The sequence below is a fragment of the Diaphorobacter sp. B2A2W2 genome, assembly GCF_056730635.1.
The window spans coordinates 42,672-54,515 of sequence record NZ_JBWZOR010000012.1; the positions used below are offsets into that span (position 1 = coordinate 42,672).

General features: G+C 69.4%; 13 protein-coding genes. 9 read left to right on the forward strand and 4 right to left on the reverse strand.

Annotated features, from left to right (window positions below; all coding sequences use genetic code 11):
* Positions 1 to 76 precede the first annotated feature (76 nt).
* The 3 genes from AC1PPL_RS16990 to AC1PPL_RS17000 are packed head-to-tail and all read right to left on the reverse strand — an operon-like array spanning position 77 to position 3,074.
* On the reverse strand, positions 77 to 1,117 hold the full coding sequence (locus AC1PPL_RS16990; protein WP_479973737.1) for a phosphotransferase: 1,041 nt from the start codon (positions 1,115 to 1,117) through the stop codon (positions 77 to 79).
* On the reverse strand, positions 1,114 to 1,887 hold the full coding sequence (locus AC1PPL_RS16995) for an SDR family NAD(P)-dependent oxidoreductase (RefSeq protein ID WP_479973738.1): 774 nt from the start codon (positions 1,885 to 1,887) through the stop codon (positions 1,114 to 1,116). Before AC1PPL_RS16995 ends, AC1PPL_RS16990 begins: the two co-directional genes overlap by 4 nt.
* Positions 1,884 to 3,074, reverse strand: a complete 1,191-nt coding sequence (locus AC1PPL_RS17000; protein ID WP_252101685.1) for an acyl-CoA dehydrogenase family protein — start codon at positions 3,072 to 3,074, stop codon at positions 1,884 to 1,886. The genes AC1PPL_RS16995 and AC1PPL_RS17000 overlap by 4 nt, the downstream gene beginning before the upstream one ends.
* Before the next feature lie 120 nt (positions 3,075 to 3,194).
* Here AC1PPL_RS17000 and AC1PPL_RS17005 point away from each other — a divergent pair, with 120 nt between their 5' ends.
* The 4 genes from AC1PPL_RS17005 to AC1PPL_RS17020 all read left to right on the forward strand — a co-directional run bounded on the left by AC1PPL_RS17005 (position 3,195) and on the right by AC1PPL_RS17020 (position 6,247).
* Positions 3,195 to 3,896, forward strand: coding sequence for a GntR family transcriptional regulator (locus AC1PPL_RS17005; protein ID WP_313146791.1), 702 nt, complete (start codon positions 3,195 to 3,197; stop codon positions 3,894 to 3,896).
* 446 nt (positions 3,897 to 4,342) lie between these two features.
* On the forward strand, positions 4,343 to 4,891 hold the full coding sequence (locus tag AC1PPL_RS17010; protein WP_479973739.1) for a hypothetical protein: 549 nt from the start codon (positions 4,343 to 4,345) through the stop codon (positions 4,889 to 4,891).
* A 122-nt stretch (positions 4,892 to 5,013) separates the two neighbouring features.
* Entirely contained in the window at positions 5,014 to 5,364 is a 351-nt protein-coding gene (locus AC1PPL_RS17015) for a KGG domain-containing protein (RefSeq protein ID WP_479973740.1), read from the forward strand.
* 244 nt (positions 5,365 to 5,608) lie between these two features.
* Positions 5,609 to 6,247 carry an MBL fold metallo-hydrolase gene (locus tag AC1PPL_RS17020; protein ID WP_172205423.1) on the forward strand — a complete coding sequence of 213 codons (639 nt, stop codon included), beginning with the start codon at positions 5,609 to 5,611 and terminating at the stop codon, positions 6,245 to 6,247.
* Between the two features lie 161 nt (positions 6,248 to 6,408).
* Here AC1PPL_RS17020 and AC1PPL_RS17025 read toward each other — a convergent pair whose 3' ends face one another.
* A complete protein-coding gene (locus AC1PPL_RS17025) occupies positions 6,409 to 7,368 on the reverse strand; it encodes a helix-turn-helix transcriptional regulator (protein WP_123675289.1) in 960 nt (319 codons plus the stop codon).
* Positions 7,369 to 7,575: 207 nt separating this feature from the next.
* Between AC1PPL_RS17025 and AC1PPL_RS17030 the strand changes: the two genes are divergently transcribed.
* Genes AC1PPL_RS17030 through AC1PPL_RS17050 form a run of 5 tightly spaced genes read left to right on the forward strand, consistent with a single transcriptional unit; the run spans position 7,576 to position 11,831 of the window.
* Positions 7,576 to 8,721: an ABC transporter substrate-binding protein gene (locus AC1PPL_RS17030; protein ID WP_479973741.1), complete on the forward strand. Its 1,146-nt coding sequence runs from the start codon at positions 7,576 to 7,578 to the stop codon at positions 8,719 to 8,721.
* Positions 8,718 to 9,686: an alpha/beta hydrolase gene (locus tag AC1PPL_RS17035; protein WP_479973742.1), complete on the forward strand. Its 969-nt coding sequence runs from the start codon at positions 8,718 to 8,720 to the stop codon at positions 9,684 to 9,686. Before AC1PPL_RS17030 ends, AC1PPL_RS17035 begins: the two co-directional genes overlap by 4 nt.
* Complete coding sequence (locus AC1PPL_RS17040) at positions 9,683 to 10,720, forward strand: FecCD family ABC transporter permease (RefSeq protein ID WP_088887863.1); 1,038 nt, start codon at positions 9,683 to 9,685, stop codon at positions 10,718 to 10,720. Before AC1PPL_RS17035 ends, AC1PPL_RS17040 begins: the two co-directional genes overlap by 4 nt.
* Positions 10,717 to 11,526 carry an ABC transporter ATP-binding protein gene (locus tag AC1PPL_RS17045; protein WP_424296785.1) on the forward strand — a complete coding sequence of 270 codons (810 nt, stop codon included), beginning with the start codon at positions 10,717 to 10,719 and terminating at the stop codon, positions 11,524 to 11,526. Before AC1PPL_RS17040 ends, AC1PPL_RS17045 begins: the two co-directional genes overlap by 4 nt.
* Positions 11,523 to 11,831, forward strand: a complete 309-nt coding sequence (locus tag AC1PPL_RS17050; protein WP_287803951.1) for a DUF2218 domain-containing protein — start codon at positions 11,523 to 11,525, stop codon at positions 11,829 to 11,831. Before AC1PPL_RS17045 ends, AC1PPL_RS17050 begins: the two co-directional genes overlap by 4 nt.
* The last annotated feature ends 13 nt before the right edge of the window (positions 11,832 to 11,844 follow it).

Here is an 11,844-nt window from a genome sequence, read left to right on the forward strand (position 1 = left end):
GGCGTTTTCCACGCGCTTTCGCATGGAAAAGCTTACATATCCAGCGCGAACAGCTTCTATTTCCATAGCGACCTGCTTACTGGCGCCCGGCCATGTAACGCTGCGCCGCCTCCCAGCCCAGTTCGGCCAGCGGTCCGGCCTTGGCGCCCGTCTCCACCGCATCGGCGGCCGCGGCATTGCCGTCCTGCGCCCGCTGGGCGATGCCGTGCAGGATGGCCGCCATGCGGAACAGGTTGTAGGCCAGGTAGAAGTCCCAGTGCTCCGCCGCCTGGCGTCCGGTGGCCTGCTCGTACCAGCCCACGTACTCGCTTTCCTGAGGGATGCCCAGCGCCGTGAGATCGAGCCCGCCGATGCCGCGCCACAGGGTGGGCGGGATGCGCCAGGCCATGCACTGGTAGGCCAGGTCGGCCAGCGGGTGGCCCAGCGTGGACAGTTCCCAGTCCAGCACGCCGATCACGCGCGGCTCGCTGGGGTGGAACACGAGGTTGTCCAAGCGGTAGTCGCCATGCACCAGCGTGGTCTCGTCGTCCTGCGGCAGGTGCTGGGGCAACCAGTCCATGAGCCGCTCCATCGCCGGCGTGACGGGCACCGTGGCCTCGCGGCACTGGCGCGACCAGCGCGCGACCTGGCGGCCCACGTAGTTGCCAGGTTTGCCGTAGTCGGCCAGGCCCACGGCGGCGTAATCCACGGCGTGCAGTGCGGCGATCACGCGGTTCATCTCGCGGTAGATGGCGGTGCGCTCGGCCGGTTCCACGCCGGGCAGCGACTGGTCCATGAGCACTCGGCCCTGCAGAAACTCCATCACGTAGAACGGCGTGCCCAGCAGCGCCGCATCGTCGCAATAGGCCAGCATGCGCGGCACGGGCACGGCCGTGTCCTGCAGCGCGCGCATCACGCGGTACTCGCGGTCGATGGCGTGGGCCGATGCGATCAGCGCCCCCGGGGGCTTCTTGCGCAGCACGTAATTGCGGCCTTCCGCCGTGGTGATGCGAAAGGTGGGGTTGGACTGCCCGCCCGCCAGTACCGTGGCCGCGAGCGGCCCCGTGCCCGCCAGGCCCTGCGCGCGCAGGTAGTCGCCCAGCGCGTCCAGCGGCAAAGAAGTGGATGCCCCGCTCATAGCGAACTCACCAGGTGCGCGCCGTCGACCGCCACCGTGGCGCCCGACATGGCGGCGCCGGCGTCGGACGCCAGCAACAGCAGCGGCCCGTCCAGGTCCGTCAGCGCGCCAAAGCGCCGGCTGGGGATGCGGCTGCGCAGCTTGTCGCCCGCCTCGCTGGTGAGGAAGTCGCGGTTCAGGTCGGTCACCACGTAGCCGGGCAGCAGCGCGTTCACGCGGATGCGGTGGCGCGCCAGCTCCAGCGCCATGGCCTTGGTGGCCTGGACCACGCCGGCCTTGGAGATTGCATACGGCGCCACGCCGCCCGCCACGCGCTCGCCCAGGATGGAAGCCACATTGACGATCGCGCCGCCCTTGCCCGCGGCCACCATGCGGCGCGCCGCCTCGGTGGCGACAAGCCAGCAGCCCTTGAGGTTGGTGTCCAGCACCTGGTCGAAGTCTTCTTCGGTCTGCTCCAGCAGCGGGCGCGTCACCGTGACGCCCGCGTTGTTGATGACCACATCGGGCACGCCCCAGGCGCCCACGGCGTCCAGGCACGCGCGCACGCTGGCGGCGTCCGTCACGTCCAGCGTGAACGCCCGCGCCTCGCCGCCCGCGGCGGCGATGTCATCCACCACGCCCTGCAGCTTGTCGGCCCGGCGCGCGGCGACGGCTACGCAAGCGCCTACCGAAGCCAGCAGCCGCGCGAAATGCTGGCCCAGGCCACTCGATGCGCCGGTGACCAGCACCACGCGGCCGTCCAGGCGAAAGGGCGTCAATGTATCGCTCATGCCACCTCCTTGGCTGCGGCGGCCTTCTCGGCCATGTGCACGAGCTTGCGCGCCATGCTCCAGCGGTGCACCTCGCTCGGGCCGTCGTAGATGCGAAAGGCCCGCATGTCGGTGAAGATGCGCATCACCGGCGTCTCGCCCGTCACGCCCTGCCCGCCCAGGATCTGCACGCTGCGGTCCACCACGCGCCACTCGGCCTCGGAACACACCACCTTGGCGCGGCTCGATTCGAAGTTGCACTTCTCGCCTTGGTCCAGCATCCATGCGGTGTGCCAGATGTGCAGGCGCGCGGTGTGCAGGTCCATGTCGTTGTCGGCCAGCATGTAGCCCACGCCCTCGTGCTCGGCCAGCGGCTTGCCGAAGGCGTGGCGCTTGCGCGCGTATTCCAGCGCCGTATCGTGCGCGCGGCGCGCCTGGCCCAGCCAGCGCATGCAGTGCGTAAGGCGCGCGGGCGCCAGGCGCACCTGGGCGTAGCGAAAGCCCTTGCCCACCTCGCCCAGCACATCGGCTGCGGGCACGCGCAGGTTGTCGAAACGCAGCACACCGTGCCCGCCGGTGAAGCAGGCATCCATGGCGTCCATGTTGCGCTCCAGCACGATGCCGGGCTTGTCCATGTCGGTCAGGAACATGGTGGCCGAACCATCCTCCATGCGCGCCATGACGATGGCGTAGTGCGCGCCTTCTGCGCCGGTGATGAACCACTTGCGGCCGTTGATCACGTAGTCGTCGCCATCCCGCACGGCCGTGGTGTCCAGCATGGACGGGTCCGCCCCCGCGCCGGGCGCGGGCTCGGTCATGGCGAAGCACGAGCGCCAGTCGCCGGCCACCTGGCCGCGCAGCCAGCGCTCCTTCTGCGCGGGCGTGGCCACCTCTTCCATCAGGTGGATGTTGCCCTCGTCCGGCGCGTGAATGTTGAGTGCCGTGGGGCCCAGCCAGGAGTAGCCGGCCTCCTCGAACACCACGGCCTTTTCCACATGCGTGAGGCCCATGCCACCCATGGCGCGCGACGCATGGGGCGTGAGCAGCCCTGCCGCCTTGCCGCGCGCCACCAGCTCGTCACGCAACGCCTCGCTCGGGCCGTGGTGGGACTGGCGCTCGTCGTTTTCCAGGGGGATTACCTGTTCGGCGATGAATTGCCGCACCTTGTCGCGCAATGCGCGCAGTTCAGGGGAGAGAGAAAAGTCCATGCGGGCCTCGTAGAAGGTCAACCAGAACACCTGGCATATTGCAGATGATATTGTTGAACAATTTTGAAAACAATACCCCAGCCGTTGTGCTAACGTTGGCGCGCAATCTCTCGCCCGCTCATGACCTCCATCGCCCAGCCCTTACCCGATTCGCCCGATACCGGGGCCGACACCCCGCAGAGCGCCGCCGACGCGGTGTTCCACGGCATCGTGCAGGGGCTGGCGCAGCAGCGCTTCGTGCCCGGCCAGCGGCTGGTGGAGGTGGACCTGGCCGCGCAGTTCGGCGTGAGCCGCAACTCGGTGCGCGAGGCGCTTCAGCGCCTGGCCGCCCAGGGACTGGTGGACCTGTTTCGCAACAAAGGGGCTGCCATACGCACTCTCTCGCCCCAGGAAACGCTGGAGGTGCTGGACGTGGCCGAGCGCATGACCGGCCTGCTCGCGCGCAGCGCGGCGCGCGGCATCGCCCACGGTGCACCCACAGCGCCCATCCAGGCAGCCCTGGCGCAGCTGCATGAGGCCGACCGCAGCCAGGACGCCGACGCCTTCGCCAGCGCGCGCCGCGGCATGTACCGCGCGCTGCTGGCCGCCAGCGGCAGCCGCGAACTGCGCCGCCTGCTGCCCTCCATCCACATGCCGATCGTGTACGCACAGCACCGCCCCGCCACGCTGCAGCAGGTGCGCATGCGCGACTACCAGGCGATGTGCGACGCCGTCCTGGCGGGCGACGCCGCCGCGGCCGACGCAGCCGGCATGCAACACGTGCGCAACGTGCGCGAGGCCATTGCGCGCCGCCTGGGCGCGGTGGGACTGGCCGCCGACTGAGGCGGCCACATCCCGCTCCCCCCATCAAGCGGGCCGGTGGCAGGCAGCGGCAGCCCGCGCGCGTCCATGTGCGCGCGGCAAGTCATGCAGATGAACGAGGTACGTTGCGCGGCGGCGATACTGCGTTTTATCCCTTGCAACCGTGCCGGAAGCGATACCGGGTTAAGCCATAGGCAAGCGCTGAAGGCACTGAGCGGCCGGCCGCCTACGGCGATGGGTTGGCCGCCGTCAGCCAGAAGATCGCCACGAAGGCCAGAGATGCCGGCACCCCAGCACCGCTCAGGCTATAGACAGCCCGCGGAATGCGCACGGTGTGCCCCTGCGCTGCATCGCCTCCAGGGCCAGGTCGCGCATACGCACTTGCAGCCGGCAGCTGTCGGCGGTCTTCCTACACCGCCGTCGGGCTGCAGGACCCACACTGGGTTATCCCACCCCAGGAGTTGCCCATGCCGTCAGTCCCGCACAACCCACAAGCCCACCACCGGTCGCACCGCCAGAGTGTCCTGCGCGAGGCGTGGGTGGCTGGCAGCTGCGCCAGCGTGCTGTCTGCGCTGGCGCTGGGATGGGCCGGGTACCGGGAGTTGCGCAGCGCCGCCGCACCGCTCAACGCCGTCAGCCACTGGCGCTGGGGCCGGCGCGCCCTGTTCCAGCGGGGCATCAGCGGCCGTCACACGCTGGTGGGGTTTTTCATCCACCACTGCGCATCGGTGTGGTGGGCGGGACTGCATGCCGCAGTCCGGGGGCGCTCGCCTCGCGCGCAGCAGCCGGCTGTGGTGGTGGCCGGCGCGGCGGCGACCAGCGCCATCGCCTGCGTGGTGGACTTTCAGTACACGCCCGAGCGGCTGACGCCAGGTTTCGAGCATCACCTTTCGCGGCGCGCCCTTGCCGGCGTGTACGCCATGTTCGCCCTGGGCCTGGCGGCGGGCGCGTTGGCGGTGCGCCGCTCCGCCGCCAGGGCGGCCGCGGGCCTCCAAGATCGCTCACACGGCCTTTGACAAGGCGATCCTACGCAGACGTAGGCCCCGGACCACGGCAGCGTCCCATTGCGGGTCAGAAAGTGATTCCACACGCAGCAATTCTTGTTCGTGCACTTTCTCAACCCAACAGGAGCGTTCACATGGCCAACACCAATCCACAGGACAACAATCGCGATAGCAACAACCGCGACACCCAGCAAAACCAGTCTTCGGGCCGCGGCTTCGCGTCGATGGACAAGGACCGTCAGCGCGAGATCGCTGCCGAAGGCGGCCGCGCCTCGCATGCGTCGGGCAATGCCCACGAGTTCAATTCGCAAGAGGCACGCGAAGCAGGCTCCAAGAGCCATGGCGGACAGGGCTCGAACGCCTCGTCGGGCGGCTCCAGGAATGCCGGCGATTCCGACAACTCTCCATCGGGCGGCACCCGTGGCGGCACCAGCGAGCAACACGCACGCGCAGGCAGCCAGAGCCACAAGAACGACAACCGCTAAGGCGATGCCGCACTGGTCGGCGCGATGGCACGCGCCCTGAGGGGCTGCAAGGCGCAACCGCCGCGATGGCTGTCGCCATTACGAGGACTTGCAGCACCGCAGGCCGCCCCAACAGGGATGCGCGCCACGCGCGGGACTTCATCGGTGCTTTAAGCACCCGCGCGTTCCCAACCACAAGCAAGTGTGCCCCGCTTTGTGCGGGGCACTTTTTGTGACCCCAGCGGCGTGCCGCGACAATGGACGGATGCTTCACTACCGCACCCTCCCCGTCACTGCGTTCCAGCAAAACAGCTCCATCGTCTGGTGCGATGAAACGATGGACGCCGCGGTCATCGACCCCGGGGGCGACCTGGATGCCCTGGTGGCAGAAGTGCAGCACCTGGGCCTGCAACTGAAGGCCATCTGGCTTACGCACGCGCACATCGACCACGCCGGTGGTACGGGCGAGCTGGCCGAGCGGCTGTCCCTGCCCATCATCGGACCGCATACGGGCGACCAGTACTGGATCGATGCGTTGCCGCAGCAAAGCGCCATGTTCGGCTTTCCGCCCGCGCGGCAGTTCACACCCACGCGCTGGCTGCAGGACGGCGACACGGTCACCATCGGCCGCGAAACATTGCACGTGCGCCACTGTCCCGGCCACACGCCCGGCCACGTGGTGTTCCATGCACCGCAGATCGACCGCGCCTTCGTGGGCGACGTGTTGTTCGCGGGCAGCATCGGCCGCACGGACTTTCCTGGCGGCAACCACCAGCAACTGATCGACAGCATCACCCAGCGCCTGTGGCCAATGGGCGACCAGACGGTGTTTATCCCTGGGCACGGGCCGGAGAGCACCTTCGGGCGCGAGCGCCGCAGCAATCCTTATGTGGGCAATACGTGATTTTGCTATTTATTTTGTAGCTTATAGCGCTTTCCCCATAAGCGTTACAAGCACTTTTGACTCATAGCTAGCCTGCGCCTTGGTGTCGAGCGGCCCGCTAGACCTACGGACCTCCACCAGCGGCGCCAAGCAGGCGCTGGTGTCGTGATGGCGCCCGTTGGCTACACCCGCGAACGGGCCAGCTTAGGAGGGTGGCCAAAGCGCCGCCGGTACGCGGTGGCGAAGTTGGCCGCACTGGTGTAGCCCGCCACCCCCGCCGCCTGCCCCACGGTGAGACCCTCATGCTCCAGCGCATGGCGTGCGCGCTGCAGGCGGCAATCGCGCAGATGGTCGAACACGGTGGTGCCGTAGACGGCGCGGAACTGTCGCTGCAGCGTGTTGGCGTTCACGCCCGCGTGGCGCGCAATCTCGTCGAGCGACAGGCCGTCGGCCTGGCCCGAGCCCAGGAATGCATGCAGTTCGCGCAGGCGCTGGTGTTCGCGCGGACGCAGCGCGGCCGGTGCAGGCGCAGGCGGTGCAGTGGGGTGCTGGTGGAGCGTGCCTAGCGCCTCGCCCGCCAGTTCCAGCGCGCGGCTCTCCAGGTAGATGCTCTGCAGCAGCGGCTCCAGTTGCGGCGGATGCACGATCTGCTCGGCGATCGCCACGGCGCGCGGGGACACCTGCCAGGGCCGCGTCTCGAGATGCCGGTGCATGAAGTCGTCCAGCACGCCTGGAAACGCGCCGCATTGCGCCAGCCAGTTGTGCCCCAGGCCCAGATTGACCCGGCGCGAATACACGCCCCGTCGCGTGCGGCGCGTGAGCTGCTCCTGCTCGGCCACCGCTACCAGCACGGCGCTGGCCCCGCCGCGTGCGCTGGCCAGCGCCACGCGTTGGGCGCCATAGGAGACATCCACCGCGCCTTCGAGCAGCAGCACGATGCGCAGACCCGCTTCGATCTCGGCCTGCACGGTGAGATCCCCCGCCTCCGGCGCATCCTCCCAGTGCAGCAGCAGGCCTGGCCGCAACTCGCGCAGGCGCGCCAGGTGATCGCGCAGCGCAGGCTCGGCGGGCGGATTGCCGGGCGTCACAACGCAGCAAGGGGAGGCGCTGGCGGACGGTGAGCATGGGAAATGGCCGTGCATGGCGAACTGCGAGCCTCGAAGGAAAAAGACGACGGTAAAGCGCACCGAACCCCAGGGCAAGCAAACATCTTTGTTGGCGCGGCAAACAAAGGCAACGGCGGCATGTGGGATGCTAGCAGTCTCAATTCGCCAATGCAAATCATTCTCAATAAAATTAGCGATTCGCAACCCGCAGCACTGCTGATCGCTGCCTTGGATCTCCGCAACATGCCTTCCCCTTTCCGCTGCCTGCGCTGGATGCTCACCAGCGCATTGATCTCGCTGTGCGCTCTCTTCGCGGCCCATGCCCAGAGCACCTTGACGGTGACCGACCTTGCGGGCCGCACGGTGCGCATACCCGCCAAGGTCGAGCGCATTCTGCTCGGCGAAGGGCGCCTGCTGCCCGCACTGGCCGTATTCGACAAGGACAACCCCCTGCGCCGGCTGGTCGGCATGATGGGGGAGTTCGAGAAGCTTGACGAGGCCGGCTACGCGCAATGGAAGCGCCGCTTCCCGCAGATCGACCAGGTACCCCGCGTGGGCCGCACGAGCAGCGGCAGTTTCAGCGACGAGCAAGCCATCGCACTGCGGCCGCAGGTGGCGATCTTGGGGCTCGCGGGCGGCCACGGCCCCAGCGAGCGCGACCGCGAGACCCTGGCGCGCCTGGAAGCCGCGGGTATCGCGGTGGTGTTCATCGACCTGCGTCACGAGCCCCTTGCCAACACACCACGCAGCATGCTGCTGCTGGGCGAAGTGCTGGGCAACAAGCGCGAGGCCGAAGCGTTCGTGCAATTCTGGCGCACACAGCTCGCGGTGGTCACCGACCGCCTCGCCCAGGCACGTCCCACTGCCCCCACGGTGTTCCTGGAAAACCGCGTGGGCCTGTCCGAAGGCTGCTGCGACACCATGGTGGGCCTGGTCGGCAAACTGCTGGACGCGGCCGGCGCACACAACGTAGCCCGCGGACTGGTGCCGGGAGAATTCGGCACGTTGAACCCCGAGTTCCTGATCGCGCGACAGCCGCGCGTGTACATCGGCACGGGCATCGGCACGCTGGCCGCGGCCCGGCAAACGCCGCTGCGCGTCGTACTCGGCGCCGACGCCACGCTCGAGGCAGCGCGTGCCTCGCTCGCGCGCGCAGTGCAGCGCCGCGGCATCGCGCAGTTGCAGGCCGTCCGGGAAGGCCGCGCTTACGCCATGTGGCACCACTTCTACAACTCGCCGTTCAACGTGGTGGCCGTGCAGGTGTTCGCCCAGTGGCTGCACCCCACGCTGTTCGCCGACCTCGACCCGCGTGCCACGCTGCAGACGATGTACGCGCGTTTCCAGCCGATTGCACTGGAAGGCGTCTACTGGACGGCGCTCACGCCATGAGCCTTGCCGCGCAGCTCCCAGAAACGCACGCCACAGCCCCGGGCGCAAGTGCTTCCGTCTCGCTCACCTACACCCGCCGCACCCTGCTGGGCCTGGGCGCCCTGTCGGCCCTGCCCGGCTGCGCACGGCTGACGCTGGAGCAGGCGCCCCCCGTCGCGCTGCCGGGCACGCGCTGCATCGACGTCGCCTCCGGCGGCCACACGCACCGCATCATGCTGGCGGCGCCGCCCGCGGCTCCGCCCCCGCAGGGCTGGCCCGTGCTCTACGTGCTGGATGGCGACCTGGTGTTCGCGCTTGCCGCGCAACTCATGCGCAATCGCTTCGCGCGCGGCCCCGGCACCCCGGCGCAGGGCGCCGTGGTGGTGGGCCTGGGTTATGCCGGCGACCGGGTGCTGGACCTGGACGCGCGCACCTACGACTACACGCCATCCGCACCCGGCCCTGCCACGGACGGGCGCGGCCGCCGCGAGGGCGGAGCCGACACCTTCCTCGATTTCATCCACGCCACGGTGCGTCCGCAGGTGGAGCGGGCCGTGCGCACTGACATGGCGCGGCAGACCCTCTTCGGCCATTCCTATGGTGGCCTGTGCGTGTTGCACGCGCTGTTCACACGGCCCGGTGGCTTTCAGAACTACGTGGCCGCAAGCCCGTCCGTGTGGTGGCGCGACGGCTTCATCCTGCAGGAACAGGCAGGCTTTCGCGCCGCACGCCGCGGCGATGCGGCCCCTGTGCGCCTGCTCGTCACCCTGGGCGAGCGCGAGGCACAACGGCCCGCCGACCCCGCCCGCGCCGCCATCGCACGCGAGCGGCGCAGCGCCGAGCACCTGCACACGCTGCTCGACGGCCTGCGCGGCACGCCGGGACTGGACTGGCGCTTCCTGTCTTTTCCCGGCGCCGGCCATGGGGACAGCATGGCGCCCGCCGTGCAGCAGGCGCTGGCGCTCGCCATCGGAGACGGCGCATGACCGCGCTGGCCGCGCGCTATCGCCGCTTTGCCGCGCTGCGCCTGTGGCTGCTGGCAGCCATGGCCGTGGTGCTCTGCCTCACGCTCGCGCTCGATCTCGCCACCGGCCCTTCCGGCCTGCCGTTCACCGACGTAGCGGCCGGGCTGCTGCAACCCGGCAGCCTGTCCCTGGAGCAGCGCGTAATCCTCTGGGAGGTGCGCCTGCCCTACGCGGTGATGGCATTGCTAGTGGGCGCGTCCCTGGGCCTGGCGGGCGCTGAGATGCAGACCGCACTCAACAACCCGCTGGCCAGCCCCTTCACGCTGGGCCTGTCGGCAGCAGCGGCCGTCGGCGCATCCATCGCCGTCGTGGGCGGCTTCACACTCATGGCCTTCGGCGAGAACCTGGCCGTCCCGCTCTCAGCCTTCGTCTGCGCGGCGGCGGCCACGCTGCTGATCCAGTTGCTTGCGTGGCGCTACGGCGCCACGGTGGACACGGTGGTGCTGTTCGGCATCGCGCTGCTGTTCAGCTTCGAGGCGCTGCTGTGGCTCATGCAGTTCATCGCCGACAGCAATGCGCTGCAGCAGATCGTTTTCTGGACCATGGGCAGTCTCGCGCGCGCCACCTGGAACAAGATCGCCCTCGTGGCCGCCGTGCTGTTGCTGTGCGCGGTCTGGTCCGCCAGGAATGCCTGGCCGCTCACCGCGCTGCGCGCTGGCGAGGACCAGGCCCGCAGCTTCGGCATCGCGGTCGAGCGGCTGCGCCTCATCACGTTGTTGCGCGTGAGCCTGCTCGCAGCCACGGCGCTCTCGTTCGTGGGAACAATTGGCTTCGTGGGCCTGGTGGGGCCGCACATCGCGCGGTTGCTGCTGGGCGAGGACCACCGCTACTACCTGCCGGGGGCTGCACTTGCGGGCGCGCTCATGCTCTCGGGCGCCTCCATCCTCAGCAAGGTGCTGGTGCCCGGCGTGGTCCTGCCCATCGGCATCATCACCGCGCTGGTGGGCGTGCCCATGTTCCTGGCCCTGGTGCTGGGCCGCCGGAGGGGCGCATGAGCGTGGGGCTGGAGCTGCGCCGCCTGAGCGTGGGCTACCCGCGCCGGCCCGTATTCGAAGAGCTGGACCTGGAATGCGTCGCCCCAGGCGCGCTCGTGGCGCTCGTCGGCCCGAACGCCGTGGGCAAGTCCACGCTGCTCAAGGCCATTGCCGGGCTGCGGCCGGCACGCGGACAGGTGCTGCTGGACGGCACCGACCTCGCCACCCTGCCGCCGCGCGCACGCCTGCGCCGCGTGGGCTACCTGCCCCAGGCACTGCCCCAGGCCACCTCGCTCGTGGCCTACGAGGCCATGCTGAGCGCGCTGCGCGCGAGCCGCCCCGAACTGGGCCGCGAACCAGCCGAGGCCGCCATCGCCGGCGTGTTCGCCGCGCTGGAACTCGATGCGCTGGCCCTGCGCCCCCTGGCCGAACTCTCCGGCGGGCAGCGTCAGATGGTCGGTCTGGCCCAGGTGCTGGTGCGTGCGCCGCGCCTGATGCTGCTGGACGAGCCCACCAGCGCGCTCGACCTGCGTTGGCAACTAAGGGTGCTGCACGCCGTGCGCGCCCTGGTTGCCGAAGGGCGAACGCTCGCCGTGATCGCAGTGCACGATCTGAACCTGGCCTTGCGTTTTTGCGACCACATCGTGGTGCTGGGCCAGGGCCACCCGCACAACCGCCTCCTCGCCGCCGGCCGCCCGGCCGAGGTCCTCACGCCCCCGCTGCTGCAAGCCGCCTATGGCGTGCGCGCGCGCGTGGAACGCTGCAGCCTGGGCCACCCCCTGGTGCTGGCCGACGAAGCGATCTCCCCCACACACGACGTCCCATGATCCACGCCCTCGGCCATGTGCGCACCCCCGAGGCTAGCCGCTGGCTGCAGCGCCTGTGCCACCACTTCAGTCGAAAGATCGCCGTGCGCTATGACGAGCACGAGGGCCACGCCGAGTTCCCCTGGGGCCTGTGCGACATGCACGCCGACGACACCGCGCTGCACTTCGCATGCCGTGCGCAGGACGCGCAGCAGTTGGCGCGCGTGCGCTTCGCCATCGACGAGCACGTGAAGTTGTTCTCGCGCAAGCACCCGCTGGCGGTGCAGTGGCACGCATGCACACCTGCAGCCGAAGGCACGCCGTAGCGCCCCTCCACCA

Bases quoted from the DNA above. Each gene is read 5' to 3' on its own strand.
- AC1PPL_RS16990 (WP_479973737.1), bottom strand. From the start codon at position 1,117: ATGAGCGGGGCATCCACTTCTTTGCCGCTGGACGCGCTGGGCGACTAC.
- AC1PPL_RS16995 (WP_479973738.1), bottom strand. From the start codon at position 1,887: ATGAGCGATACATTGACGCCCTTTCGCCTGGACGGCCGCGTGGTGCTG.
- AC1PPL_RS17000 (WP_252101685.1), bottom strand. From the start codon at position 3,074: ATGGACTTTTCTCTCTCCCCTGAACTGCGCGCATTGCGCGACAAGGTG.
- AC1PPL_RS17005 (WP_313146791.1), top strand. From the start codon at position 3,195: ATGACCTCCATCGCCCAGCCCTTACCCGATTCGCCCGATACCGGGGCC.
- AC1PPL_RS17010 (WP_479973739.1), top strand. From the start codon at position 4,343: ATGCCGTCAGTCCCGCACAACCCACAAGCCCACCACCGGTCGCACCGC.
- AC1PPL_RS17015 (WP_479973740.1), top strand. From the start codon at position 5,014: ATGGCCAACACCAATCCACAGGACAACAATCGCGATAGCAACAACCGC.
- AC1PPL_RS17020 (WP_172205423.1), top strand. From the start codon at position 5,609: ATGCTTCACTACCGCACCCTCCCCGTCACTGCGTTCCAGCAAAACAGC.
- AC1PPL_RS17025 (WP_123675289.1), bottom strand. From the start codon at position 7,368: ATGCACGGCCATTTCCCATGCTCACCGTCCGCCAGCGCCTCCCCTTGC.
- AC1PPL_RS17030 (WP_479973741.1), top strand. From the start codon at position 7,576: ATGCCTTCCCCTTTCCGCTGCCTGCGCTGGATGCTCACCAGCGCATTG.
- AC1PPL_RS17035 (WP_479973742.1), top strand. From the start codon at position 8,718: ATGAGCCTTGCCGCGCAGCTCCCAGAAACGCACGCCACAGCCCCGGGC.
- AC1PPL_RS17040 (WP_088887863.1), top strand. From the start codon at position 9,683: ATGACCGCGCTGGCCGCGCGCTATCGCCGCTTTGCCGCGCTGCGCCTG.
- AC1PPL_RS17045 (WP_424296785.1), top strand. From the start codon at position 10,717: ATGAGCGTGGGGCTGGAGCTGCGCCGCCTGAGCGTGGGCTACCCGCGC.
- AC1PPL_RS17050 (WP_287803951.1), top strand. From the start codon at position 11,523: ATGATCCACGCCCTCGGCCATGTGCGCACCCCCGAGGCTAGCCGCTGG.